The organism is Pedobacter suwonensis (assembly GCF_007833675.1).
GTDB classification, from domain to species: Bacteria; Bacteroidota; Bacteroidia; order Sphingobacteriales; family Sphingobacteriaceae; genus Pedobacter; species Pedobacter suwonensis.
Genome location: NZ_CP031708.1, coordinates 3,092,629 through 3,117,296, shown reverse-complemented (window position 1 = coordinate 3,117,296; position 24,668 = coordinate 3,092,629). Strand labels below are relative to the sequence as shown.

25 protein-coding genes are annotated in these 24,668 nt (G+C 39.4%); 18 read left to right on the top strand and 7 right to left on the bottom strand.

Annotated features, from left to right (window positions below; all coding sequences use genetic code 11):
• The first annotated feature begins 4 nt into the window (after nucleotides 1-4).
• The 4 genes from DV942_RS12715 to DV942_RS12700 are packed head-to-tail and all read left to right on the top strand — an operon-like array spanning nucleotide 5 to nucleotide 2,151.
• Nucleotides 5-376 (top strand): response regulator, encoded by a 372-nt coding sequence (locus DV942_RS12715; RefSeq protein ID WP_090983492.1) that lies wholly within the window; start codon nucleotides 5-7, stop codon nucleotides 374-376.
• Between the two features lie 6 nt (nucleotides 377-382).
• Nucleotides 383-1,198, top strand: coding sequence for a CheR family methyltransferase (locus DV942_RS12710; RefSeq protein ID WP_244278802.1), 816 nt, complete (start codon nucleotides 383-385; stop codon nucleotides 1,196-1,198).
• The gene (locus DV942_RS12705) at nucleotides 1,183-1,767 is read left to right on the top strand and encodes a chemotaxis protein CheB (protein WP_145857987.1); all 585 of its coding nucleotides are present in this window, start codon (nucleotides 1,183-1,185) and stop codon (nucleotides 1,765-1,767) included. The genes DV942_RS12710 and DV942_RS12705 overlap by 16 nt, the downstream gene beginning before the upstream one ends.
• 18 nt (nucleotides 1,768-1,785) lie before the next feature.
• Nucleotides 1,786-2,151 (top strand): response regulator, encoded by a 366-nt coding sequence (locus tag DV942_RS12700; protein WP_186462305.1) that lies wholly within the window; start codon nucleotides 1,786-1,788, stop codon nucleotides 2,149-2,151.
• Nucleotides 2,152-2,268: 117 nt separating this feature from the next.
• Here the strand turns inward: DV942_RS12700 and DV942_RS12695 are convergent, their stop codons facing one another.
• The 4 genes from DV942_RS12695 to DV942_RS12680 form a co-directional block, all read right to left on the bottom strand.
• Nucleotides 2,269-3,225 (bottom strand): DUF3137 domain-containing protein, encoded by a 957-nt coding sequence (locus DV942_RS12695; RefSeq protein WP_145857985.1) that lies wholly within the window; start codon nucleotides 3,223-3,225, stop codon nucleotides 2,269-2,271.
• On the bottom strand, nucleotides 3,225-3,782 hold the full coding sequence (locus DV942_RS12690; protein WP_145857983.1) for a LemA family protein: 558 nt from the start codon (nucleotides 3,780-3,782) through the stop codon (nucleotides 3,225-3,227). Before DV942_RS12690 ends, DV942_RS12695 begins: the two co-directional genes overlap by 1 nt.
• 50 nt (nucleotides 3,783-3,832) lie before the next feature.
• Nucleotides 3,833-5,647 (bottom strand): hypothetical protein, encoded by a 1,815-nt coding sequence (locus DV942_RS12685; protein ID WP_145857981.1) that lies wholly within the window; start codon nucleotides 5,645-5,647, stop codon nucleotides 3,833-3,835.
• 66 nt (nucleotides 5,648-5,713) lie between these two features.
• Nucleotides 5,714-7,501: an AsmA family protein gene (locus DV942_RS12680; protein WP_145857979.1), complete on the bottom strand. Its 1,788-nt coding sequence runs from the start codon at nucleotides 7,499-7,501 to the stop codon at nucleotides 5,714-5,716.
• 960 nt (nucleotides 7,502-8,461) lie between these two features.
• Here DV942_RS12680 and miaB point away from each other — a divergent pair.
• The 8 genes from miaB to DV942_RS12640 all read left to right on the top strand — a co-directional run bounded on the left by miaB (nucleotide 8,462) and on the right by DV942_RS12640 (nucleotide 16,574).
• Nucleotides 8,462-9,877: a tRNA (N6-isopentenyl adenosine(37)-C2)-methylthiotransferase MiaB gene (miaB, locus tag DV942_RS12675; protein ID WP_145857977.1), complete on the top strand. Its 1,416-nt coding sequence runs from the start codon at nucleotides 8,462-8,464 to the stop codon at nucleotides 9,875-9,877.
• Nucleotides 9,878-9,947: 70 nt separating this feature from the next.
• Nucleotides 9,948-11,195 (top strand): sigma 54-interacting transcriptional regulator, encoded by a 1,248-nt coding sequence (locus DV942_RS12670; protein ID WP_090983511.1) that lies wholly within the window; start codon nucleotides 9,948-9,950, stop codon nucleotides 11,193-11,195.
• A gap of 64 nt (nucleotides 11,196-11,259) precedes the next feature.
• On the top strand, nucleotides 11,260-11,775 hold the full coding sequence (locus tag DV942_RS12665) for an LptE family protein (RefSeq protein ID WP_317614800.1): 516 nt from the start codon (nucleotides 11,260-11,262) through the stop codon (nucleotides 11,773-11,775).
• 74 nt (nucleotides 11,776-11,849) lie between these two features.
• Nucleotides 11,850-12,911 carry a hypothetical protein gene (locus tag DV942_RS12660; RefSeq protein ID WP_145857975.1) on the top strand — a complete coding sequence of 354 codons (1,062 nt, stop codon included), beginning with the start codon at nucleotides 11,850-11,852 and terminating at the stop codon, nucleotides 12,909-12,911.
• A 14-nt stretch (nucleotides 12,912-12,925) separates the two neighbouring features.
• Nucleotides 12,926-13,288, top strand: a complete 363-nt coding sequence (secG, locus tag DV942_RS12655) for a preprotein translocase subunit SecG (protein ID WP_090983516.1) — start codon at nucleotides 12,926-12,928, stop codon at nucleotides 13,286-13,288.
• A gap of 368 nt (nucleotides 13,289-13,656) precedes the next feature.
• Nucleotides 13,657-14,682 (top strand): sensor histidine kinase, encoded by a 1,026-nt coding sequence (locus tag DV942_RS12650; RefSeq protein WP_090983518.1) that lies wholly within the window; start codon nucleotides 13,657-13,659, stop codon nucleotides 14,680-14,682.
• A gap of 227 nt (nucleotides 14,683-14,909) precedes the next feature.
• Complete coding sequence (locus tag DV942_RS12645; RefSeq protein ID WP_186462304.1) at nucleotides 14,910-15,551, top strand: DUF47 domain-containing protein; 642 nt, start codon at nucleotides 14,910-14,912, stop codon at nucleotides 15,549-15,551.
• Between the two features lie 12 nt (nucleotides 15,552-15,563).
• Nucleotides 15,564-16,574, top strand: coding sequence for an inorganic phosphate transporter (locus DV942_RS12640; protein ID WP_090983523.1), 1,011 nt, complete (start codon nucleotides 15,564-15,566; stop codon nucleotides 16,572-16,574).
• Between the two features lie 311 nt (nucleotides 16,575-16,885).
• Here the strand turns inward: DV942_RS12640 and DV942_RS12635 are convergent, their stop codons facing one another.
• From DV942_RS12635 to DV942_RS12625, 3 genes are all read right to left on the bottom strand, one after another.
• Nucleotides 16,886-17,500: an FMN-binding negative transcriptional regulator gene (locus tag DV942_RS12635; RefSeq protein WP_145857973.1), complete on the bottom strand. Its 615-nt coding sequence runs from the start codon at nucleotides 17,498-17,500 to the stop codon at nucleotides 16,886-16,888.
• A gap of 112 nt (nucleotides 17,501-17,612) precedes the next feature.
• The gene (locus tag DV942_RS12630; protein ID WP_145857971.1) at nucleotides 17,613-18,917 is read right to left on the bottom strand and encodes a carboxypeptidase-like regulatory domain-containing protein; all 1,305 of its coding nucleotides are present in this window, start codon (nucleotides 18,915-18,917) and stop codon (nucleotides 17,613-17,615) included.
• Nucleotides 18,910-19,488 carry an RNA polymerase sigma factor gene (locus DV942_RS12625; RefSeq protein WP_145857969.1) on the bottom strand — a complete coding sequence of 193 codons (579 nt, stop codon included), beginning with the start codon at nucleotides 19,486-19,488 and terminating at the stop codon, nucleotides 18,910-18,912. Before DV942_RS12625 ends, DV942_RS12630 begins: the two co-directional genes overlap by 8 nt.
• A gap of 102 nt (nucleotides 19,489-19,590) precedes the next feature.
• Here DV942_RS12625 and DV942_RS12620 point away from each other — a divergent pair, with 102 nt between their 5' ends.
• From DV942_RS12620 to DV942_RS12595, 6 genes are all read left to right on the top strand, one after another.
• Nucleotides 19,591-21,492, top strand: coding sequence for a vWA domain-containing protein (locus tag DV942_RS12620; RefSeq protein WP_145857967.1), 1,902 nt, complete (start codon nucleotides 19,591-19,593; stop codon nucleotides 21,490-21,492).
• On the top strand, nucleotides 21,479-22,240 hold the full coding sequence (locus DV942_RS12615; protein ID WP_145857965.1) for a DUF4197 domain-containing protein: 762 nt from the start codon (nucleotides 21,479-21,481) through the stop codon (nucleotides 22,238-22,240). The genes DV942_RS12620 and DV942_RS12615 overlap by 14 nt, the downstream gene beginning before the upstream one ends.
• A 405-nt stretch (nucleotides 22,241-22,645) precedes the next feature.
• Nucleotides 22,646-23,197: an RNA polymerase sigma factor gene (locus DV942_RS12610; RefSeq protein ID WP_090983535.1), complete on the top strand. Its 552-nt coding sequence runs from the start codon at nucleotides 22,646-22,648 to the stop codon at nucleotides 23,195-23,197.
• Between the two features lie 10 nt (nucleotides 23,198-23,207).
• The gene (locus DV942_RS12605; RefSeq protein ID WP_208864378.1) at nucleotides 23,208-23,558 is read left to right on the top strand and encodes an HMG-box domain-containing protein; all 351 of its coding nucleotides are present in this window, start codon (nucleotides 23,208-23,210) and stop codon (nucleotides 23,556-23,558) included.
• 603 nt (nucleotides 23,559-24,161) lie between these two features.
• A complete protein-coding gene (locus tag DV942_RS12600; RefSeq protein ID WP_145857962.1) occupies nucleotides 24,162-24,428 on the top strand; it encodes a hypothetical protein in 267 nt (88 codons plus the stop codon).
• 5 nt (nucleotides 24,429-24,433) lie between these two features.
• Nucleotides 24,434-24,664, top strand: a complete 231-nt coding sequence (locus DV942_RS12595; protein WP_145857960.1) for a hypothetical protein — start codon at nucleotides 24,434-24,436, stop codon at nucleotides 24,662-24,664.
• The last annotated feature ends 4 nt before the right edge of the window (nucleotides 24,665-24,668 follow it).

The following is a 24,668-nucleotide window of genomic DNA, read 5'->3' as shown; positions in this document are numbered from 1 at the left end:
AAATATGCCTCAAAAATTAATTCTCATCATTGATGATGATAACCGAAACATTTTTGCTTTAAAAGCTGTTTTAAAGGCCAAAGGTTTTGAATGTTTATCTGCAATAAGTGCGCAGGATGGCTTTTCCGTTTTAGAGAAGCATGATCATGTGGACATTGTGTTAATGGATATGATGATGCCGGATATGGATGGTTATCAGGCAATTGCAGTCATGAAAAAATCAGCTAAAATGAAGGACATACCTGTATTGGCAGTAACTGCCCAGGCCATGGTTGGCGATAAAGAACGCTGCCTGAGTGCGGGTGCATCAGGTTATGTTTCCAAACCGATAAACGTTGACGAATTATTAAAGCAAATAGAAAATTTTACGAAATAGCAGGTGATAAGTGATGTGATAGATAACGAACAGGTAGAAATCCTGTTGAATGATGTTTTGGAAAATCATGGTTACGATTTTCTGGAATACTCTCCTGCATCAATAAAAAGAAGGATTATACGCCTTTACGGTCTGGATAATTTCGTGAGTTTCGCCGAATTTCGTTATACAGTTAAAACGGATAAACAATACTTTAAGCGTTTTTTGGAAGAAATAACGGTTAATGTTACCGAAATGTTCCGCGATCCATCTTTTTACAAATCATTACGCAATGATGTATTGCCGGTGCTGGGCACCTATCCATTTATCCGGATCTGGGTTGCTGGTTGTTCTACCGGTGAGGAAGCTTATTCGCTGGCTATTGTTCTAAAAGAACTTAATTTACTGCATAAATCGCTTATTTACGCTACAGATATCAATCCATCTGTTTTAGAAAAGGCAAAAAAAGGCATGTTTCCTTTAAGTTATCTGAAACAGTATTCTGAAAATTACCTGCAGTCAGGAGGCTTAAAAGATTTCTCGGCTTATTATACGGCTAACTACTCGTTGGCAAAATTTGATGAAAGTTTAAGCAGTAAGATGATCTTTTCTACACATAACCTGGTATCAGATCATTCTTTTAATGAGTTTCAGCTCATTTTATGTAGAAATGTATTAATCTATTTTGATAAGGGGTTACAACATAAAGTTTTCAACCTATTCGACAGCAGTATCGAGAAATTGGGTTATCTTGCTCTTGGAAGTAAAGAAAGTTTGGAATTTTGGCCAAAAGCAAGAGAATATAAAAGGGTTAAAATGGAGAAAATATGGCGCAAACTATAGGTTCTGCATCTTGTGAGGCATTGATTATTGGTGGCTCAGCCGGTAGTTTAGATGTTTTGCTCGAAATCTTTCCGGCATTACGGAAAGATATCCGTTTTCCTATTGTATTGGTTGTTCACCGTAAAGCGAGTAACGAATCTCTTTTAACCGATTTATTGAAATCGCGTACTACGTTGGCCGTAGGCGAAGCGGAAGAAAAGGAGTTTTTAGCACAAGGCAAGGTTTTTATCGCGCCGGCGGATTATCATATGCTGATAGAGGAGGATCGGAGTATATCTTTGGATTATTCTGAAAAGATTAATTATTCCAGGCCATCTATTGATGTCACCTTTCAGTCTGCAGCTGAGGTTTTTAAAGAAAAATTAGTCTGTATATTGCTTTCAGGATCTAATTCAGATGGGGTAGAAGGATTAAAATGCGTAAATAGCTTTGGCGGTAAAGCGGTTATACAGAATCCTGATACGGCTATCATGCCATATATGCCACAGCAGGCGGCGCTGAATGTGGTTCCAAATGTAATATTGGATAGCCGTGATATGGCTGATTATATAAATAAATTAAATGATTAATAACTTTCGGAGGTTAAAATGATAGTTGCAAAAAAAGTATTTGTTTTTGATGATAATAGGGATATCCTTGATCTCTGTACATTTATTTTGGAAGATGCCGGGTATGAAATAAAAACATCCGAAAGCGCCAATAATATAGAAGAACAGGTAGCGGCTTATATGCCTGATTTAATTTTCATGGATAACTGGTTACCTGATCTGGGAGGAATACAGGCTACCAGGGCTTTAAAAAGTCATCCTGATTTAAAACATATTCCGGTAATTTATTTTTCGGCCAATAATGATATATCTTCCTTAGCCGATGAAGCTGGTGCAGATAGTTACCTTTCAAAACCATTTGATATTGCTGCATTAGAAGAAATTGTGAAAAAGCATTTGAGTTAAGCCTTGTTAACCGCAAGGGCTGCAAAAGAAAATCGCAAAGGACGCTAAGTAATCTGTTTTTATAATGCTTAGCGTTCGCTGCGTAAAAACTACGCGTTCTTTGCGGTTAAAACATATTTAAGCCTTCCCCCAAATCCTGGTATTCAGATCCAGTTCCTTAACAATATCATACATAAATTTTATGGTAGTAATATCATTGTTTAAGGCTTCGGCATTAATTAAAGATTTAAAAACCGGGGCTTCAAAATAATTACGGTTCAAAGGGAAAGCGATATACATCCTCGATTCGATGAATGATAAACTAATATCATATTTGGTTTGATGATTGAGGTTTAAGATACGTTCCATCAGCGCCGGTGTTAATATATAACGCGCCTCTACCTGGTCAGAACCATAAGTGATGAAAGTTTTGTCAAAATCAGAATTTTCCAGCTTTACCACATCGTTTCCACCGAAAGAGAACACATTTTTTGAAAACCAGGCCCCTAGTGCATTGGCAAAGCCCTTGGGACGTACTATGGTTACGCCGTTGAAGTTTTTGTTAAAATCAGCAGCAAATAGAATTCCTCTAAAAATGTCGTGCCACTCTGTTCGCGTTCCGTTTTTGGTTTGGGTGACCGTTTTATATTCAGCATGTACCTCGGCAAAGTAAAACCGGGTTCTATCCGCACATCCGGTTACGAGATCCTCCGTTTTATAACGATCAGGCTCTTGGGTAAATAATTGAGTGTACATAAACTCCGAAGCCGCTATTCCCTGGTAAGGACTAATTGACAAGCTTTCGTCTAAAAATTTAAGTGCAGCGCCAATTACATTGGTTTTATATTCATTTCGGTAAGCTGTTAAAGAATCGTTGATTTTAAACAACAGAACGCTGCCATATATTAAAGGGATTAAACCAATAATTACACCAGGAACAGGAAAGCCCAGCACAAAACCTAAAAAACAAATTAAAATACCTGCTGCGATAAAAATATAGCCTCTGGTTTGGGTAGCAGCAATTCTTTTGCGTGTTACCTCCATAGTAGCCAACACTTGTTGTAAAGCTACATTATTTGCTATATCGAACAACATTACTGATTAAAGAGTTCTTTTGCACTAATGTTTTTGCGCTCTTCAGCTGCGGTTTCCAAAACTGGAATCGGATGAAAGTTTAACATCCCGGCAAACAAATTGCCCGGAAACATCATAATCGAATTATTGTAATCGGTTACTGAAGCATTATAGGTTCTTCTGGCAGCGGCGATCTGTTCTTCGCTCTCGGTCCAGGTGGTTTGCAGGTTAATAAAATTGGTGTTGGCCTTTAAATCAGGGTAATTTTCAACATTTACCATTAAGCCTCTTACATTGCTGCTTAGTTGCGCATCTAAATCTGCTTTTTCGGCGTTGCTGATATTCGCAGCTCCTGCCTTTGCTCTCAGTTCGACTATTTTGGTTAAAGTTCCCTGCTCATAAGTTGTGTACTGTTTTACCACTTCAACCAGGTTTGGAATAAGGTCGAAACGTTTTTTTAGCATGACATCAATGGCCGAGAAAGCATTTGTTACCTGGTTTTTCTTCCCGATAAGTGAGTTGTAAGAAAAAATTCCAATAAGAAAGATAAATCCGATAATAACGAGGGCAATAATCATAATTTTAGTTTAAGGTTTAGAGCATAAAGATAAAAAAAGGTTACAACATGTTATCGCTTTTCATTCTGCTCGCGTTCCCGTTTTATCCTTCGCTCTAACCGTTTTTGTTTCCTTTTTAAATGATTGGCTCGCATGGCCTTGAAATTTGCAATATGTTCACGTACTTCATTTTGCTTTTCTTCGGTAATTCCTATACTGTATTTTATACCAGTAAAAAGGCCCTTCCAGATCATGTGGAAGAAAGAAGCATTGGATGGCCGGCTGTAATTTACGTTTACAGGTACCAGCTTGCCGTCTGCACCGGGGTTTTCAGATTTGATAATTAAGGCATTGGCTAAAAAAGAAAGAAAACCGCGCGTCACCAGGTGATCCTTTTCGGGATCGTTTTTCATCAGGGCAACAGAAAGGTCGTAATAAGAGAATGCTACCGTTCCTTTTGTACCCGAATCGTTTGCTTTAAAATTGAATTTCAACTGATCTACACTGCCGCGGTTAATGCGAACCAGGCCGAGGGGTTTGGTAATCTGGTTTAAAATCCTTGCATTAAAATTGTGTAAAACCCCGCGGTAGGAAAATGCACCATCTTTGGCAGTAAGGTTGAACATAAAATTTACGTCAAGTTTTCCCTGGCCAAATAAATATGTATTTAAGTTAACTTCCATAATTGGGTTTATGGCCTTAATATTATCCAGGTTGGTGGCATTTTTAATAATTCCTGAGGTATTTTCAAAACTGATACGTCCTCTTTGGTTACTTTCACTGTTAAAAACTGAATAATTGATATTTACATCTTTCAACTGGATTTTCTGTACCAGTATAGGCGCCCTTAAAAGCTGCAAAAGCTGATGTGGAAATTTACCGATTTTATTTTCCTGCGGCTTAGATGGGAGTCCATTTTGGTTAAAAACAGATACAGAGCCATTAGCAATGGCCATTTCTTTTGCCCAAAGCTCCTGCTTACTAATGTACAGCGGCAGGTCTATGCCGTTGAGCATAATATCACGCATGGCAATGTCAAAACGTTCCCTTGCATAACCCGCAATTTTGCCGAATTTCATTTCATCATAAAGCGGAACCAATGCAAAGCTATTTATCCTTAATTTACCCGTTGTAGCCCTAAAATCAAGCTGATCAAGCTTAATGTCGTACATTTTATCAGGTGTATGATAAACATAGTTATTTAAGTTGATCACAATATCTTTCAACAGGTAAAATCGGCTGGGGTCGTCAGCAGAGGTAGAGTCAACCAGTAAATCCGTTAGCGTAATGTTAAGGTCGTCAATATTAAAAGGGACTGAATTTGGTATGTTTTTATTTACATATTTAAAGCTTATGTCTTTAAAACGAATGGTTTTGATGCTAAATTCCTTCAGGTTTTTGGAAATGATATCATAAGGCGATTTAATGGGTCTTAGTGCCCGCCCCTCGTTAAAATCAAATTGCTGATTAACCATGACTACTTCAGGCTTATCAAATATAATTTCTTCCAGCTGCAGTTTTTTTTCGCGGTACAAGGTTAAGGGGTGGAAGCGTTTTACCACCAGCTTTTTTAAAGAAACCGTATATAAATTATTCGGCGCTCTTTTTAAGGCGATAAGTTGCCTGAACCGATTGGTGTCAGGCGTTATTCTTACGTTTTGTAAAGTAGCATTCCCCGTAAAAACGTTTGTAGATACTTTGGTAAAGGTGATGGTATATAAACTATCAGTTGATTTATAAAGCAATGTTTTTATCCTGTCTGTTAAAATAGGACGGGACTTTACATTTAGCAACCAGGCTATACCAGCAAGTACGATAAAAATACCGAGCAGCGTACACGTAATCCATTTAAAAACTTTGTAACGGTATCTTTTGGTATCAGGCATTAAAAAAAGAGAGATAGTGTTTTATCAGCAATATACGGTATAAACATATATTTGAAAAACGTAAGATCAATTTTTTTCCCTGCGGGCTTTTCTTGCAGCTTTTCTGTCGGCCCTTTTTTGCTCCCTTATTTTTTTAGCTATTACTTTTTGCTGTTTTACAGGGTTCTTTTCAGGCACAATGCCGACACCTACAATATCCTTTATGCCTACAAACACGGTTTTCCACATCAGGTTAAAAAAAGAGGCAGAGTTGATCCTGGTATTCGTCATGCTGGCTGTTCTCGGTGCTTCGCCTTTTTGTGGATTTTCATCTTTAACCAAAATGGTATTGGCCAGAAAAGACAAAAAGCCTTTTTCCTTAGTTCCCTCACCATCAATATTATCTGACAGGAGCTTTACTTTCAGATTGGCGTACAGCATGTTCATGGTGCCTGTTGCCGATCGTAAATTTCCCTGGGCCTTAAAATCAACATGCTGTATGTTACCACTTTCTATTTCTACCAAACCCAGTGCTTTGGATAATGGATTTAAATTTTTCATGTCAAATTTACCCAAGCTGCCGCTATAAGTAAAAGCGCCATTGTTATCGGTTAAGTTGAAATCGATGTTTACGTCCAGCCTGCCTGTGCCCATTAAAAGTGTATTCAAATTAGCCAGCGCATGGTTATTTTTGCTCAATTGCAAACTATCATTGGTCACATTTAAAATATTTCCATTTAGTGCTTTAAAGGTTACTGCTCCGGTTTTTTTACTTGCCGGATTAAACTCGGCGTATTTAACATCAATTTTTTTCAGCCTTACCGTATCGATCAGTACAGGCATGTTTAGTCTCTTCAGCGCCATGTGTGGATAGTTGCGGCCTTTATCAAAACCTGGTGGCGGCGGCGATTCGCGGCTCATAAACACTTCAACGTTGGCAGGTCCAATTCTTAATGATTTGGCATATAATTTTTGGTCGGTATTCAGGCCAATAAAGTCTACACCATTAAATTCTACCTGATCAAAGCTTAAATTATATCGGTCTTTCTGGACCTTGTATTTTCTTGCAAAAGTTAGTTCATTATATAATGGTATAAGTTTAAATCCTTTAACCATTATCTTTTTCGATGAGGTAGAGCCTTTAACGGTATCTACTTTCATGGTGTACATTTTATCTTTCGTTACCGATTTATAACCTGCAATCTGGAATGATACATCTTTTGTATAGTAAAACCGTGTGGTATCATTTCCTGAGAGAGAATCCAGTAAAAAATCATTGATATTAATATCCAGGTGTTTGATCGAATTTTTGGTTTTTGTAGAAGCGGTTTTGTTGATGTAATCGAAATCTGCATCTACAATTTTAATGCTTTTTACATGTACGGATCTGAAGTTTTTAGAAAGTTGTTCATAAAGTGATTTTTCGTCTTTTATACTGTCGGTTTTTTGGGTTACCTTATTAAAAGACATATTGATAGATGGTTTTTGTAAAAGGATTTCATTTACCTCGATGCGCTTTTTAAAGTAAGCGGTTAGTATGCCAACACGGCTAATCTGTAGTTTCTTTAATCTGAGTTCGAAAACATGCGCAGGAGCCAGTTGTTTTTTCTTCAGGCTGTCAAAAACCGATTCATCTGGTATTAGTGTAACGTCGCGCAGTGCCATGCTGCCCGTAATCACGTTTAAATTAATGCTTTTAAAATCTATCCGATATAGGTGATGGGAACCATTATAAACACCGGCTTTAATTTTTTCAGTCAATATCGGCTTCCATCGGGCGCTTAGGAACATGGCACCAAATGCAACTATCAAAATCAATATGCCGAATATGCTTCCTATCCAGGCCCAAATTTTACTTTTATGCTGCGCTGTCATTTATTGTGGCTTATCGATACGTAACAGCTGGGAGCGCTAAAGGTTTTTTTCGTGTTAAGATCCAAAGGAAAAAGATATAGTTGGATATTCCATTATTAAGTGGTTTTGAAGCGCAAGTATCGCGTAAGTAACATCGTTTGTTCCTTTGCTTCGCTTGTACGCTTTGGCCGTCGTACCTCCCGGCCTGCAGGGTACCGCTTCGCCAAGGGCTAGGATTGCTGGGGCAGTGGGGGGAATCCGTCATAGTAGCAGGGGCGGCTGTTAGCTAAACCCGACCGTAGCGGGATGCCGCAATTTTTTCAATTGGGGCAGAAGCGGGGCGGGGCTGCAGGCTGCGATTGATACCGAAGCCTCCATTTCTAAAAATATTTTATTCGTTTCATTAGAGACTATTACTTTTTTTGAAGCGCAAGTATCGCGTAAGTAACATCGTTTGTTCCTTTGCTTCGCTTGTACGCTTTGGCCGTCGTACCTCCCGGCCTGCAGGGTACCGCTTCGCCAAGGGCTAAGATCGTTAGGGCAGTGGAAGGGAAACCCGTCATAGTAGCAGGGGCAGTTGTTAGCTAAACCCGACCGTAGCGGGATGCCACAATTTTTTCAATTGGGGCAGAAGCGGGGGCGGGGCTACAGGCTGCGATTGATACCGAAGCCTCCATTTCCAAACAAATATGACTCGTTATATACTAGAATCTATCAATTTGAGGGGCGAATGGACCGCGTAAGCAACATCGTTTGTTCCTTTGCTACGCTTGTACGCTTTGGCCGTCGTGCCTCCCGGCCTGCAGGGTACCGCTTCGCCAAGGGCTAGGATCGTTTGGGCAGTGGTTTAAAATAGCGGATTACAAATCCCGACCAGCCTGTTCTTCATAATCATACTGTAAGAATTTAAACTAAATATGTCAAATTGTCACTTTTAATTTTATTTATGTATTTTTGCAATCCCCAAAATGTTTTTAAATAATGATTGATTTACAAGTACAGGATAAAACGCATGATGAAGCCAGACAAGGTGAAGCTTTAATTTTAGATACACCGGTTAAAGCTGATGCCCGTAAATTATATATCGAAAGTTACGGTTGTGCCATGAATTTTGCTGATAGCGAAATCGTGGCCTCTATTTTATCGGAAACTGGATTTGAAACTACAGGGGATTATCACCAGGCTGATGTAATTTTCATCAATACATGCTCTATTCGCGAAAATGCAGAAACCAGGGTCAGAAACCGGCTATCTCAATTCGGTGTTGAAAAACGACGTAACCCCAAATTAATTGTTGGGGTTTTGGGCTGCATGGCCGAGCGTTTGAAATCTAAATTTCTGGAAGAAGAACGTTTGGTTGATGTAGTGGTTGGGCCAGATGCTTACCGCGATCTGCCTAACTTAATTGAGCAGGTAGAAAGCGGGCACAAAGCTGTAAACGTTTTATTATCGCGTGAAGAAACTTATGCTGATATCAGTCCGGTTCGGTTAAACAGCAACGGAATAACCGCTTTTATTTCCATTACCCGTGGTTGTAATAATATGTGTTCTTTCTGCGTAGTGCCTTTTACCCGTGGCCGCGAACGTAGCCGTGATGCGCATTCTATTGTAGAAGAAGCAAAGGCCTTATTTGAGGCAGGTTACCGGGAGGTTACGCTTTTAGGCCAAAATGTAGATTCTTATACCTGGACGTCGGAAGATGGCACTGAAACGGTTAATTTTGCACAGCTTTTAGAGCAAACCGCATTGGTTAGTCCGGATTTAAGGGTGCGTTTCTCTACTTCACATCCAAAAGATATTACCGATGAGGTTTTATATACCATTGCCAAATACGATAATATCTGTAACTATATCCACTTGCCTGTTCAATCGGGAAATACCCGCATTTTGGAACTCATGAACAGAACTTATACCCGCGAATGGTATATCAATCGTATTGATGCCATCCGCAACATTATTCCGGGTTGTGCAATTTCTACTGATATCATTGCCGGTTTTTGTACAGAGACGGAAGAAGAGCACCAGGAAACCCTTAGCATGATGGATTATGTACAATATGATTTTGCTTATAATTTCACCTACTCTGAAAGACCGGGGACTTTAGCCGCCCGTAAACTGGAAGATGATATTCCGGAAGAAGTGAAAAAACGCCGTCTGGCCGAAATTTTAGCCAAACAACAGGCACATTCATTAATGCGTTTGCAAGAATGGGTAGGGAAAACCATTCGGGTTTTGATTGAAGGAACTTCAAAAAAATCTGATCTGGATTATTGCGGAAGGGGCGATAGCGGAGCAATGGCCATTTTTCCTGCCATTGAAGGCGTTAAACCAGGTGAGTATGCAAATGTATATATCGAAAAATGTACATCTGCTACGTTAATTGGTAAAATAGTTTAAAAAGGTTGAGGGTAGAAGGAAGAAGGGCGTAAGGTCTCATATCTTATATCTCAATACTCAAATCTAAAGAATGGATACACAAAATATTAAGCAGCGTTTCGGTATTATTGGTAACTCGCCATTATTAAACCGTGCCATAGATATAGCAAGCCAGGTAGCACCAACTGATATGTCGGTGTTAATTACCGGCGAAAGTGGTAGCGGTAAAGAGGTGTTCTCGCAGATTATCCATCAAATGAGTGCGCGTAAGCATGGTACTTTTATCGCGGTAAACTGCGGTGCCATTCCCGAGGGCACAATAGATTCTGAACTTTTTGGTCATGAAAAAGGATCGTTTACCGGTGCGCATGAAGCCCGTAAAGGATATTTTGAGGTGGCCAATGGCGGAACCATCTTTTTAGACGAGGTTGCGGAGCTGCCTTTAGGTACACAGGCCCGTTTATTGCGTATTTTAGAAAGCGGCGAATACTTACGGGTAGGTTCTTCTAAAGTGCAGAAAACAGATGTTCGCATCATCGCTGCCACTAATGTGGATGTATACAACCGCGTTAAAAATGGAAAGTTCCGTGAGGATTTATATTACAGGTTAAATACAGTTCCATTGCGCATACCGGCTTTGCAGGAACGTAAGGAAGATATTTACTTATTATTCAGAAAATTTGCGGCTGATTTTAGCGATAAATACCGTAGCCCGGCATTACACCTGGAGCCGGATGCCATTCAGGTCTTAACTAATTACAGCTGGCCTGGTAATGTCCGTCAGTTAAAGAACATTGCTGAGCAGATCTGTGTGTTAGAAAAAGATCGGAATGTAAGTGGCCAGGCCATTTTGAACTATATCCCGAACGAAGCCGGCAGTAATTTGCCAATGGCAATCAATTCGCAATCCAAAGAAGATTTTACAGAAAGAGATATTCTGTATAAGGTTCTTTTTGATATGAAAAAGGATATGGTTGAGCTTAAAAAACTGGTTGCCGAAATTATTCAGCATGGAGGAAACACTGCATCGGTTTTGGCAGATAACCCGCAGTATATCAATCAGCTGTACCGTGATGTAGAATTGCCTGTCGGACAAGAGCATGCCTTTACCATTCAGCATCCTGCACCAGGCAATAGCAACGTAAACAACAATAATAACGCTGATTATTTTGCACACGACGCCGAGGAGGTAGAAGAGTCTTTGTCGCTGGTGGATAAAGAATCAGACCTGATTAAAAAAGCGTTAAAAAAACATAAGGGTAAACGTAAGTTTGCTGCACAGGAATTGGGTATTTCAGAACGGACCTTGTATAGGAAGATCAAGGAATTAAACCTGTAATTAATCGCTTGTGTAAGTTTCCTCTAAAGCACGTTTCTCAAAAAAACAGACAACTTTTTCGGTAATGATGAAAATTAAAATATTTGCTTTAATCCTGCTTACGTCGGTTTTTAGCGCGTGCTCTTATAAATTCAGCGGAGCATCTACAACAGGATTAAAAACGGTGGTTGTTCGGGTGTTTGAAAATAATGCGCCTTTAGTGGTGCCAACTTTAAGTAACCAGATTACGGAATCGTTAAAAAGCCGGATCCGTAACCAGACCAAACTGATTATTTCTCCGACAGGTGAGGGAGACGCATCCTTTGAAGGCAGGATAACAGGTTATGATATTAAACCGGTTGCACTTCAAAATAGTGCCACGCCTACTGCAGGTGCAAACAGATTAACCATTACCGTTTCTGTAAAATATAAGAATAATATAAAAGAGCACGAAAAAGAGAGTTTTGAAGAGAGCTTTACCAAATATTTTGATTTTCCGGTTAACGGGGCACCCATCCAAACCTTATTGCCAGGAGCTATCGAAAATATCAACAAACAATTATCAGAAGATATTTTTAACCGTGCATTTGCACAATGGTAAATAAAGCAGCACTTGAAAAGACAAATTTTTCAAAACCCGTTTACATTTTTTTAACTTAGCGGCAAACCCCGATAATGGATAACAAAAGGCTACTGGCAGATTTAATTGCGCAACCTGGAAAGGTTAGGCCAGAGCATGCATCCATGTTACAGGAGATGGTTCGGCAATTTCCATATGCACAACCCATTCATTTACTTTTAGCCAAGGCCAATGCCTCATTTATTCCAAAGGCCGCATTATATGGTCAGGGACATGTATTGTTTCATGTACTTAATATGGTTCCGGTTGAAGAGGCAGGACTGGAAGAGAAAGCTGATATTGATGTTCCGGTTACCGAACCTAAGCAAGATGAGCAGGAAGTTTTAACGCAGGCAACTGAATTTACTGATAGCATATTAGTTGCAAATCAGGAGGTAAATATAGAAACACCGGACAACCTGCCAGGTACGCACAGGCATTTGATGGATTTGCCATCAGATAACGATTCTTTTATCGAAAGTGTGTCGGCTATTGATTTTTTTGCCTTTGAGCAGAAATTAAGTACCGATGTAGTCGGCGCTGCGCCGGAAATTGAAACGGTAGTACCAGATGAGCCGGAAAGGAATTTTGTTTCTCAGTATAATGATGATAAGCTTCCATATACTTTTTTATGGTGGTTGGCTAAAACCCGTAAAGAGCATGAGCAGATTTTTCAGCCTTATGCACACCCTAATGCTACTCATAATAATAACAAACCGCAGCCGCAAAATAAGCCAAATCAGGGAGGTGCTGAATTCCAGCAACAGTATGTAGAGCACATTTTTCATATTCAAACCCCCTTTGAGGTAGCCGATCATTTGGCTGAATATCCTGCTGCTGAAATTAAAGATGCAAAGGGCGCCAAAATTATCGAGAAATTCTTAAAAGAAGATCCAACCATCAAGCCGCCTAAGCCCGAACAGATTGATAATGAAAATAAGGCCAAGAAAAGTGCAGAGGACAATTATGACCTTGTTTCAGAGACTTTAGCTAAAATTTATATCGAGCAAATGCTTTATCACAAAGCCATAGATACTTATAAAAAATTAAGTTTGAAATATCCGGAAAAAAGCCGTTACTTTGCCGACCTTATCCAATCTATAGAAAAGAAATTTTAAAATATAATATTACCATGGTAACCTTTTTAATCATTTTATTAATTATTGCGTGTGTAGCCTTAGGCTTATTTGTTTTGGTACAAAATCCTAAAGGTGGCGGTTTAGCTACAGGCGGCGGCACCAGTAACATGTTTGGTGTACAACGTACTGGCGATGTTTTAGAAAAAGGATCGTGGGTACTGTTAACCCTGATTGTGGTGTTAACCCTGGCCGTTACTACAATAGCCAAAACCAGCGGTGGCAGTGCTGCCGTAGGAAACTCAGCTATTCAGGAGCGTTTAGATAAAACACCATCACCTTCTCCAATCGGTGGCAATTTAAACAGCACTCAACCGGCAACTTCAACTCCGGCTAAAACCGACTCGACTAAGAAATAGGTAATACTTATCCATATTTTACAAAGCTTTCCTCAAAAGGGAAAGCTTTTTGCGTTTTAATGATGCTGTGTCATAGATATAGATTGTCATCCAGAGGAATAAGTTATTGTATAAAAATATTAATGACATTAGCATTAATGGGAATAAACCTCTCCGCAATAACGATTTTTTTAGGGAGTCTGTCAATGATAGCCTGTCGAAGAAACTGTTTAAATATCTTGCAAAAGCGTTTCCACAAGCTCAAAGTACCAAGTCTAAAGGAATCACAACTTATGGTACAGCCTATTGTGTTTTTAGAATCCCGTAAAATGAATGAATAGCCTCTGTCTCTTAACACACATTTAACATAAAAAGCTTTAAATTGCCGCATGAAATTAAGTGTGCTGGTTTTATTTACTGCGCTTGCTGTAGGCCTTTCTATAGGAATGGTTAATTTTTACTTTCAGCATAGCCTGTATTATATGGCCATTTCTTTTGGCGTATCGTTTTTGTGTAGTTTTTTGGTTTTTTATTATCTGCTGGAGAAATACATTTACACCAAAATTAAACTCATCTACAAACTGATCCATAACCTTAAACTGGGCAAAGATTTAAAAGATGCGCTTGGGGAATATGTGAGTTCCGATCCGATTAATGATGTAGAGCAGGAAGTAAAGGAATGGGCAGGCGCAAAGAAAAAAGAAATCGATTTATTAAAAAAACAAGAGCAGTTTAGAAGAGAGTTTCTTTCAAATGTTTCGCATGAGTTTAAAACCCCGCTTTTTGCAATTCAAGGTTATATCGAAACTTTACAGGATTGCCTTGTAGATGATCCCGATCAGGCCGTTTTATTTCTGAAGAAAGCAGAGAACAATGTAGAAAGATTGAGTTATCTGATTAATGATCTGGATGTTATTTCAAAGCTGGAAACGGGAGAGTCGCCAATTAACTTCCAAAAATTCGATTTTGTACAACTGGCGAAAGAGGTAATGGAAAACCTTGAAGACCGTGCCAAAGCAAAAAAAATTAAACTGTTTTTTAAAGAAAAGTATACTGCCATCACACCGGTTTCTGCTGATCGCGAGAAGATCAGGCAGGTATTGATTAACTTAATGGTCAATAGCATCAAATATGGTATTGATGGAGGTGAAACCGCCATTAAAATTTTCGAGCTGCATGACCAGGTTTTGATCGAAGTAACCGATAATGGGATTGGTATAGAAGAAAAACACCTCTCGCGCCTGTTTGAACGTTTTTACCGCATTGATACCCACCGGGCGAGAGAAGTTGGCGGTACCGGTTTAGGTCTGGCTATCGTAAAACATATTTTGGAAGCGCACCAGCAAACTATTTCGGTGAGAAGTACGCCAGGTATTGGAACCACCTTTGCTTTTACCTTACAAAAGGGAGGGTAGATTTTAACATTCTTTTTATTTCGATAAACTGCTGATAGAGGGGCAAAATGCGCATGTAATAGCTTGCTGATGGCTTAAATGTTGTTTAATTATTCATGATCAGCGAGTTAAAAGCTACACAAACAAGCTGCCTCGGCAGGAACAATGTTGTAATTCGTTAATATAATTAATAAATTAACATTAACTTAACATTGGGCTTGTAGCTTTGCAACATATTAAAAATTAACATGAACAATATTTTTAAGTTCTTTACACCTCAGGACAAAAAGTTTCATCCGCTTTTCGAACAAGCTGGTAGCAATGCATTAAAGATTGCTGAAACCCTTTTAGAAATGGTTAGCACGGGTGATGCGGAAAGCAGAAAAACAATTTTTAAAGAAATTGAACGCTTAGAGCATGTAGGTGATGATATTACCCATTCCATTTTTCTTGAACTGAGCAGGAACTTTATTACACCATTTGATAGAGAAGATATTCATGCATTGGCTACTGCCGTAGATGATGTTGCCGACTATATTTATGGTACTGCAAACCGCATGCAGATGTATAACATGATTGCCATTAATGAGCCGATTGTTAAAATTGCCGAGCTTTTGGTAGAAATGTGTACCGATATTGATAAAGCCATTAAAGAGTTGCGCAGTTTTAAAAACATTCGTGTAATTGCTGATGCCTGTATCCGCATTAACAGTGGCGAAAACCAGGCCGATTATGTTTTTACATTAGCCGTGGCACGTTTATTCGAATACGAAACCAATGCGATTGAATTAATTAAACAAAAAGAGGTTTTACAAACGATCGAAAAAGCGACAGATAAGTGTGAGGATGTAGCGAATGTGCTTGAAACGATCTTGGTTAAAAACGCTTAATAAAAAACAAACATGGTAACTACCTTATTGGTTGTTGTTGTAATTCTGGCTATTGCTTTCGATTATATTAACGGTTTTCACGATGCCGCCAACTCGATTGCAACCATTGTTTCTACAAAAGTACTTACGCCTTTCCAGGCTGTTTTATGGGCTGCGTTATTCAATTTCGCTGCTTATTTTTATTTTACCGACCACAAAGTGGCCAATACAGTTGCTAAAACGGTTATTGAAAACTACATTACACTACATGTAATCTTTGCAGGTTTACTGGCTGCAATTATGTGGAACCTGTTAACCTGGTGGTACGGTATCCCTTCCAGCTCATCGCATACCCTAATTGGTGGTTTTGCGGGCGCCGGAATGACACATGCTTTACTTACAGGTGCAAGCCCGCTTGATGCGGTAAATATGCAATATGTGATTAAAATTGTATCATTTATTGTTTTGGCACCAATCATCGGTATGATAATTTCGGTGATATTAACACTGATCATTATCAACATCTGTCGTTATGCAAAGCCGGCAACGGCCGAGAAATGGTTTAAACGCCTGCAATTGTTATCTTCTGCAGCACTAAGTTTTTTCCATGGCGGTAACGATGCGCAAAAAGTTATGGGTATTATTGCGACCGCTTTAATTGCTTCTAAAGTAATTCCCGATTTCGAAGCAATGCCCGCATGGGTGCCAATTGCCTGTTATTCGGCAATATCATTAGGTACCATGAGCGGTGGATGGAAGATCGTGAAGACGATGGGATCGAAAATTACCAAGGTAACAGCACTGGAAGGTGTCGCAGCCGAAGGTGCCGGTGCGGTAACTTTGGGGATCACCGAGCATTTCGGTATTCCGGTTTCCACTACACATACCATTACAGGCTCCATTGTGGGAGTGGGTGTGGTAAAAAGTGTTTCTGCAGTACGTTGGGGGGTAACCATCAACTTAATCTGGGCCTGGATTTTAACCATTCCGGTTTCGGCTACATTGGCAGCCATTATTTATGCCGTGATTTATTACTTAAAATAAAAAGAAAATTATCAATATCATAAGAGACCAGTGCATTAGCTTTGGTCTTTTTTTGTTTAACCGCAAAGTGCGCGAAGTTTTTCGCAAAGAGTTTAAGGCGTAAGGTAATAGGAGAATAAGAGCAGAGTTTCTCCTTATTTTAGCTGCGATAGAATTAATGAACAATTTCTAATGTCACACTGAGTGCAACAAAGGATCTTTTAACCATGCTTTTATCATTCATTAAAAGATTTGCTTCGCAGTGTCGACGGTTCTTCACTGCGTTCAGAATGACAGTTGGGTTTGCTATCCGGCGCTAAAAGGTAAAAAAATTACAAATTCCGCTTCATTTCCTTCGCTACTTCTTTCGCAATCAGATCTTCACTTTTTTCCAGGTTTGCTATGATACTTTCCTGATTTTTTGTTGAGTGGTTCTGGCTCATTTTAAAAACATGGTCGATCTGCTGTACTAAAACTTCAAATCCTGTAATTGCTTTTAAATGCTTCTGGATATATGCTTCATCCATTTTATTAAATGCAGCAGGACTTGTTTCAGGGTTTTCATACTGATCTGTTAATCCTTTGACCATCTGGTAAGTTTCTTCCGAATCCATGAGTCTGATCTTGCCTTTGGCCTGAACCGTTTTATAATTCCAGGTAGATACTGAAGCAGGTTTTTCGTAAACTGAAGCACTGATATAAGCATGCATACCGGTAAAAACAGCCATTACATTTGGATTTTGCTCAAAGGCCCTACAATGATCGGTTTTGGTCATGATGTGGCCGGTAAGTTTGATCGAATCACCATTACTTACGGTTTGAACCGGTACCTGCGTAACTACCGGATACTCGCCATCAAAACCAATTAATGTGATAAAGTTATTTTGTTGCATAAATTCAAGAATTTCGTCTTGATTCCCTACTTTTGAATAGGATGTTTTGTACATAAGTTGTAATTTTTATCAAAGAGGCAATTGAGCTTAACGTCTGAAATTGAGGGGCTTTAATCGTAATTACTCCCATCTCCGTTACCTCTGTGTACCCGATGGTTGAAGGGACTTAGAACTTAACGCTGATCTCTACCGAATCCGTACCTTTTTTAGGCAATACCCAATCCGGACCTTCCTGGATCAACCGTTTAGCTTCTGCATCAGCTTTTTTATTCAGCGATTTTATGACCGTGATGTTTGTAGGCCTTCCGTTGCTTTTAACTTTGAAACTCAAAATCACAAATTGCTCCGGTCCTTTAGGATTATAAAGTTTATTGTTGTGTACTAAGTACTGGTTATAGTTAACGGTAGAAACCGGAATGGGCTTCGTAATCTCATCGGCCGATTTTCCATCCAGGTTTTGTTCTGCACGCAACGTAATTTTTGGCGCGGCAATGTTTTCTTTTTTACGTCCGTTCGAACCTGTAATCAACGCAATCTCATTCAATGATTTATCGCCACTCAATGCATTTCGGATCGCATTAGGATCTTGCAGACCAGCTACAGGTAATTCCTTAAAGCCGATAGCATTAATCAGTAAGTCTTTATCTTTAGCATTGCTGTCAGCAGGTAAATAAAAATAGCCTTTGGCATCAGTAGCCGTTACATTTTTAGAACCGGCTAACTTTACCACTGCTCCCTGAACAGGCTGTCCGTCACTTTGGTTTACCACATTACCACTAAATGCAATTTTGTTCGAGCCTATTGCCGGTTCTGCTGCCAACGCAACCTCATTTAACATCACTCCGCCCGATTTGTAATCGTTAAGGCTTACACGGCTCATTGCTTTTGTGCGACTATTATCAGATGCGATTTTGGCCGCTTTTATTTCGGTAACCTGCTGTTCTGCAGGTGCTATCATAGTGTTTCTTTTAGTGTTTTTTGCCAGATCTCCTGTTTTTGCCGCTGTTATCGCTGTATCAATCAAGGTTGACTTTTTCGCGTTTTGCGTAACGATTTCTTCTTTAGCTTTTGTTTGGTTAGCAGCAATACTTGTCGCACTATCTAAGTGAACCAATACCCCTTCCTTTTTATGTGCAGCGAGCTCTGCATTCCTGCGGTTGGTTTCGCGCATAAAGAATAAGATACTTACCGCAATAAAAGCTACAGTTGCAGTTGCGGCAATACTTAACCTTTGGGTCGTAATACCCCAAAGCTTGCGCTTTACAGGTTTTTCTGATACACGATCATAGAGTTGTTTTTGTAAAATAGAAAGCGTTTGCTTGCGTTTTGGCGATTGCTTTAGGCCTTGCAACGCCTCGGCAACAAAAGGATCGTCCAGTGCCTGTTTTTCTACAAAATGCATAGCCTTGGCATCAAGTTTACCATCCAGGTAATCTTCCAGTACATCAATATCTAACCAATCGTTATTCACTACTGTTTTTCTCTATACAAATCTTTAAATTCCGCTTGCCATTTTGGATGTAACTCTTCACTTTAAGCATATCGTAACCCGTAATATCGGCTACTTCTTTATAGCATTTTTCTTGTAAATAAAATAAATCTACGCTTTTTCGCTGTTCTTCAGGCAAAGTTTCCATACACTTTTCCATAATGGTAAGCTGCGTTTCTTTTGTGTTGTCAATATCAAGATGCACAAAATCAGTATTTTCCACAAAAGTATCGTCTATGGAAACATTATTTTGCTTTGCCGATTTTCGTAAAGCCATTAAACAATGGTTGCGCGTTAAAACATGAAGCCAGCTCTTAAAGTTCTGTACTTCATGTACTTTTAACTTTGTTACCAGTTCTTCAAAAATCTGCATCACCGCATCCTTGCTTTGCTCTTCATCTTTAAAGTAGTTTAGGCAAACCCCGAACACTAAATGCATATACTTATTGTAAAGCGTACCCAACGCGTCCAAATTGCCCGTATTTTTATAATCGGCAATTAATTTGGCATCGTCGTGCTGGGCATTTCCAGCTGTGTTTTTTATAAACCTCAAAAATGGTCGCTATTTCGAATTATCTTCCAAGTATAAAAAATATTTCTGAGTATCGATATGGAAAACCCTGAAGAACTACATCATCCTTAAAAAATTAAGACTATGAAAAAGCTTCTATTCTCTCTTATTGCGATTTTTTTGCTGATGAGTTTCAAACAGTTTGATGGCCGAACGATTACCGGTGTAATTACTGATGCAACATCTGTTTTACCGGGGGCATCAATTACTACGAATTATAGTAAACGGGTGGTTACCGCCGATTTGAAAGGCAGATACAGCATCCAGGTAACTGAGAGAGATACGGAGCTCAAGATTTTATATATTGGTTATAAGCCCCAAACCACAAAAATTGGAAAACGCAAAACGATAAACGTCATAATGGTTGCAGATACTACTACTTTAAATGATATAGTGGTTGTTGGGTATGGAATGCAACCAAAAAGTATGCTGACGTCATCTGTTGCTGTGCTTTCCAATCAGTCTTTAGCCGGAAGAGTTGCGGGAGTAATGGTTTCGAATGGGCAAAAAGGTATGGCGTACAGCAGCGAAGAAAGTTATAAAGGTATTGCTGAAAATACCTTCCATAAAGCAAAAAACGACCCATTGTCTACCTTTTCAATTGATGTTGACGCGGCATCGTATAGCAATGTCAGGCGGTTCATCAACGGAGGTAGCCTTCCCGAAACGGATGCGGTTAGGATTGAGGAAATGATCAACTATTTTGATTACGACTATGAGCAACCAAAAGGCAAAGATCCTGTTCATATCATCACCGAAATGGCCCCTGCGCCCTGGAACAACACACATAAACTGGTGCAAATTGGTTTACAGGCTAAAACTGTTGCGACTGAAAAGTTACCGGCATCAAATTTAGTTTTTCTGATTGATGTTTCCGGTTCGATGAATGCGGCTAATAAACTGCCCTTATTGGTTTCCTCATTCAAATTACTAACAGATCAGCTTAGAGAAAAAGATAAAGTTGCAATTGTGGTTTATGCCGGAAATTCTGGCGTGGTTTTACCTGCAACACATGGAAATGAAAAAATCAGGATTAAAGATGCTCTTGATAAATTAAGCGCTGGCGGTTCTACCGCCGGTGGACAGGGCATTGAGCTTGCCTATAAAATTGCATCAGAAAACTTTATTAAAGGGGGAAACAACCGGGTAATTTTAGCTACCGATGGTGACTTTAATGTTGGGGCAAGCAGTGATTCGGACATGGAAAAACTGATTGAAAGCAAGAGAAAAAGTGGTGTGTTTTTAACCGTTTTGGGTTACGGTATGGGTAACTATAAGGATAGTAAAATGGAAATACTTGCCGATAAAGGAAACGGTAACTACGCCTACATCGATAATTTAACTGAAGCACGAAAAGTATTGGTAAATGAGTTTGGCGGAACCTTATTTACAGTAGCCAAAGATGTTAAATTGCAAATTGAATTTAATCCGGCTGAGGTTCAGGCTTACCGTTTAATTGGATATGAAAACAGGCTCCTTGCTAAAGAAGATTTTAATAACGATGAAAAGGACGCCGGCGAAATAGGCTCAGGCCATAGTGTAACTGCACTCTACGAAATTATTCCGACAGGAGTTAAAGACAGCTTTACAACAAGTGTAGACGATTTGAAATATCAAAAAATAACGCCGTCAAACACTCGTAACTCAAATGAAATGCTTACCATTAAACTTCGTTATAAAGAACCTTCTGGTGGTAGAAGTAAGTTATTGATGAAAGCAGTAACCACCAATACATCAGGCATTGATTCAACAAGCGATAATTTCAGGTTTGCTGCTGCAGTTGCCGAATTTGGTATGATTTTAAAAGGTTCAGCATTCAAACAAAAGGCTGGTTTTGAGCAGGTAATCGCTTTGGCAGAAACAGCAAAAGGTAAAGACAAAGAGGGGTATCGCTCAGAATTTTTAAGCTTAGTAAAATCTGCGAAATTAATGGCCAAAGATTTGCTAAGCATAAAAGATAAACTCATCATGAATGAAAAAAATTAATGTTGTATCTGCAGCCCTGGTGTTAATATTATTAACAAGCCTAAATGCTGGCGCACAGATTAAACTGAGCGATATATTTAAAAAGGTTACCGGGAAGCAAGGTACCGCAACAGCCGCTACCGGAACACCATCCACTTTCGAAATCGGACAGGGAATTAAAGAAGCGCTACAGATCGGTGTTTCTGCCGGTGCAGACAGGCTTTCGGTTAAAGATGGCTTTTTAGGCAATCTTGCCGTTAAAATACTGATGCCTCCTGAAGCGCAAAAGGTTGAAAGAACATTGCGTAGCATAGGTTTGAACAAACTGTGTGATAATGTAATTGTAAGTTTAAACCGTGCTGCTGAAGATGCCGCTACCGAAGCAAAACCTGTTTTTATATCGGCCATTAAACAGATGACCTTAACCGATGCAACCAATATTCTTTTGGGTAGCAAAGATGCAGCCACCGAATATTTTAAAAGGGTAACGACTACTCAATTAATGCAGAAGTTTAGCCCGATTGTAGCTACAAGCTTAAATAAAACGAATGCCACTAAATATTATAGTGATTTAACAACGCAATACAATCGCTTGCCCTTAGTAAAGCCGGTTAATACTAACTTAACCGAATATGTTACGCAAAAAGCGATTGATGGTTTATTTGTAGAAATAGCGAAAGAAGAGTTGAAAATCAGGGGTAACCTGAGTTCAAGAAGCACCACACTGCTGCAAAAGGTATTTGGATACGCAGACAGGAAAAAGAATTAGTTTATTTATAGGCCTTAACCTAATGTGGAGACCAATCAAGGGGGACTGTGGTCCGTGGGGACACGGACCACGGCGAGAAATTAGTTTGGTTTTTCGTACGGATACGGACCACGGCAGGTGGTTTTTTGGATTTTAATAGTTCTAGCGCGTACCTACTTTGTGCCTAAACCCGATTGGCGGGGAAAGTTCCCGATTTTTCATCGGGACTTGTACCAAAAGCGGGGCTGCAGTCAGCCAAGAACATCATCCTTTCATTTCCAAAAAAACAATAAATCTAATCCTTGTGCGTATGTACATCTTAATCTTTTCAAGTATAAGCAGCTCCGATACCACGCTTGAAAAAATAAAGAAAATTTAAAGTAATATTGAGTTTCATCCGTTTACTGGATTATCAAGCGAAATTTAGTGCCAACAAACGAACCTCAAAATATCATTTCAACGGTTGCCAATTATGGTAAGCGCTTATTTAGTTTTATCCGCGGCCGGGTGAATACGGATGAGGATGCAGAAGATATTTTACAGGATGTTTGGTTTCAACTCAGCAATCAGCCAGAAGCTGGAGCCATTGAGCAGATTAGCGGTTGGCTGTATCGGGTAGCGAGAAATAAGATTACCGATAAATACCGCAAGCAAAAGGAAGAATCATTAGAAGACTTCAGCTTTGAAGGCGAAGACGGCGAAATTAATTTTAAAGAAATTTTACTGGCGGAGGCTTACTCGCCGGAGGAAGAAAGTTTAAAGAAGCTGTTCTGGGACCAATTGTTTTTGGCTCTGCAAGAATTACCCGAAAATCAGCGCTATGTATTTGTTCAGAATGAATTGGAGGAACGTACTTTTCAGGAACTGGCCGATGAAAGCGGCGAAAACATCAAAACATTAATATCAAGAAAAGGTTATGCGGTAAAACACCTGCGTAACCGTTTACAAAATTTGTATCAGGAGTTTATTAACTATTAAATTTACAGACATGATGAATAGAAATTTTAATCGTGGTAAGAAATTCATGTTCTTTTTCCCTGTAGCGGTGCTTATTGCAGCTATTCTGGGTTATGTAGTTATGTATTTGTGGAACTCGATTTTGCCGGAAGTTGCCCACACGGGACGATTGAGTTATTGGCAGGCCCTCGGTTTGCTTGTGCTTTGCAGAATACTGTTCGGAAATTTTAATAAAGGGGGACACCGGGGAGGCGGCTTCCGTGAGCGTGCGCAAAAGATGCGTGCTAAATGGGATTCGATGAACGAAGAGGAACGGGCAAAATTTAAAGATGAGTATAAGCGGAGATGTGGCGGATGGGGCCACCACCGCAATAAAGAATAGTTTGAAAGCCTCGAAATAAATTCGGGGCTTTTTGTTTTATTATCTTTATGGAAGGTATTAACAGATCTTATAAGAATGGTCGTCATTGAGAGGAGGAACGACGAAGCAATCCTAAAACCATCGGTATTTGCCAGTGCATTAAGACTGCTTCGTGCCTCGCAATGACGGCTTTTTTTATCAGTCGGTGCCTCAACAACCGAAATAGCATCTGCTAAAAGACCGTTTGACGCCGATACCACGGACAGAATCCATTGGCACAGTCGTCATTCCTGCGCAGGCGGGAACCTTAAAGCGCTTGCATTTATTCTATCAGTTAGTGCCTCACCGACCGAGGAGTTGATCTATTAAAAGATTCTTCACTGCGTTCAGAATGACAAAAACCCTGGAAGATAAAAAAATCAAAATAATTTAAAGTAAAAATAAACCAAGTCCGTCTTCTTATATAAATAACAAAAATAACATCGACGTTAGTTTAAATAACTTATAGTGAGTGGCTTAAGATGCTTATAAAAGATAAGGAAACGAAACCATCATGATTTTCAAAAGCCAAAATAACCAGAAAAATCATGATAGCTTGATCACAAATAAAAACATATACAACAGATGAAAAAAATATTAAAAACGATAGGATTCGGGATAGTACTTGGAGCAGTTGCTTTCTTCACGCCATTTGTGTTTAAATTTATATTGGCTATTATGCTGATCGGTTTAATGTTCAGGACATTTACCCGTAGAGGACGTCATTATTTCCACAGCCGATATAACGGTTTCGAGAATCATTACAGTCCGATTGTGCCAATCGATAACCAATGGTACAGGCCAAATGTACAAGGTAACGGAATCGTTAACCACATTAACATAAATGATTAACCGCCATGAGAACATTTAGAATATTACTGGCATTGGCTGTTGCCGCAGCAACTTTTTACAGCTTAAATGCTCTGGCTGTTCAATATGGATACGGAGATCGGTTAGATTTTAAAAACAGGCATTACCATGGGGATTGTAATCACGGGCAACACAGCAAGCATAGCTTCAGCCATCATCGCATGCCAATGGCCGATACCATCGTCCCGACAGATAGTACAAACAATTTAGATAGATAAGCTG

Coding starts and splice junctions, on each gene's coding strand:
- DV942_RS12715 (WP_090983492.1), top strand. CDS start 5: ATGCCTCAAAAATTAATTCTCATCATTGATGATGATAACCGAAACATT.
- DV942_RS12600 (WP_145857962.1), top strand. CDS start 24,162: ATGAAAAAAATATTAAAAACGATAGGATTCGGGATAGTACTTGGAGCA.
- DV942_RS12620 (WP_145857967.1), top strand. CDS start 19,591: ATGAAAAAGCTTCTATTCTCTCTTATTGCGATTTTTTTGCTGATGAGT.
- DV942_RS12645 (WP_186462304.1), top strand. CDS start 14,910: ATGAACAATATTTTTAAGTTCTTTACACCTCAGGACAAAAAGTTTCAT.
- secG (WP_090983516.1), top strand. CDS start 12,926: ATGGTAACCTTTTTAATCATTTTATTAATTATTGCGTGTGTAGCCTTA.
- DV942_RS12595 (WP_145857960.1), top strand. CDS start 24,434: ATGAGAACATTTAGAATATTACTGGCATTGGCTGTTGCCGCAGCAACT.
- DV942_RS12690 (WP_145857983.1), bottom strand. CDS start 3,782: ATGATTATTGCCCTCGTTATTATCGGATTTATCTTTCTTATTGGAATT.
- DV942_RS12660 (WP_145857975.1), top strand. CDS start 11,850: ATGGATAACAAAAGGCTACTGGCAGATTTAATTGCGCAACCTGGAAAG.
- DV942_RS12680 (WP_145857979.1), bottom strand. CDS start 7,501: ATGACAGCGCAGCATAAAAGTAAAATTTGGGCCTGGATAGGAAGCATA.
- DV942_RS12665 (WP_317614800.1), top strand. CDS start 11,260: ATGATGAAAATTAAAATATTTGCTTTAATCCTGCTTACGTCGGTTTTT.
- DV942_RS12695 (WP_145857985.1), bottom strand. CDS start 3,225: ATGTTGTTCGATATAGCAAATAATGTAGCTTTACAACAAGTGTTGGCT.
- DV942_RS12705 (WP_145857987.1), top strand. CDS start 1,183: ATGGCGCAAACTATAGGTTCTGCATCTTGTGAGGCATTGATTATTGGT.
- miaB (WP_145857977.1), top strand. CDS start 8,462: ATGATTGATTTACAAGTACAGGATAAAACGCATGATGAAGCCAGACAA.
- DV942_RS12640 (WP_090983523.1), top strand. CDS start 15,564: ATGGTAACTACCTTATTGGTTGTTGTTGTAATTCTGGCTATTGCTTTC.
- DV942_RS12670 (WP_090983511.1), top strand. CDS start 9,948: ATGGATACACAAAATATTAAGCAGCGTTTCGGTATTATTGGTAACTCG.
- DV942_RS12650 (WP_090983518.1), top strand. CDS start 13,657: ATGAAATTAAGTGTGCTGGTTTTATTTACTGCGCTTGCTGTAGGCCTT.
- DV942_RS12700 (WP_186462305.1), top strand. CDS start 1,786: ATGATAGTTGCAAAAAAAGTATTTGTTTTTGATGATAATAGGGATATC.
- DV942_RS12605 (WP_208864378.1), top strand. CDS start 23,208: ATGATGAATAGAAATTTTAATCGTGGTAAGAAATTCATGTTCTTTTTC.
- DV942_RS12635 (WP_145857973.1), bottom strand. CDS start 17,500: ATGTACAAAACATCCTATTCAAAAGTAGGGAATCAAGACGAAATTCTT.
- DV942_RS12615 (WP_145857965.1), top strand. CDS start 21,479: ATGAAAAAAATTAATGTTGTATCTGCAGCCCTGGTGTTAATATTATTA.
- DV942_RS12685 (WP_145857981.1), bottom strand. CDS start 5,647: ATGCCTGATACCAAAAGATACCGTTACAAAGTTTTTAAATGGATTACG.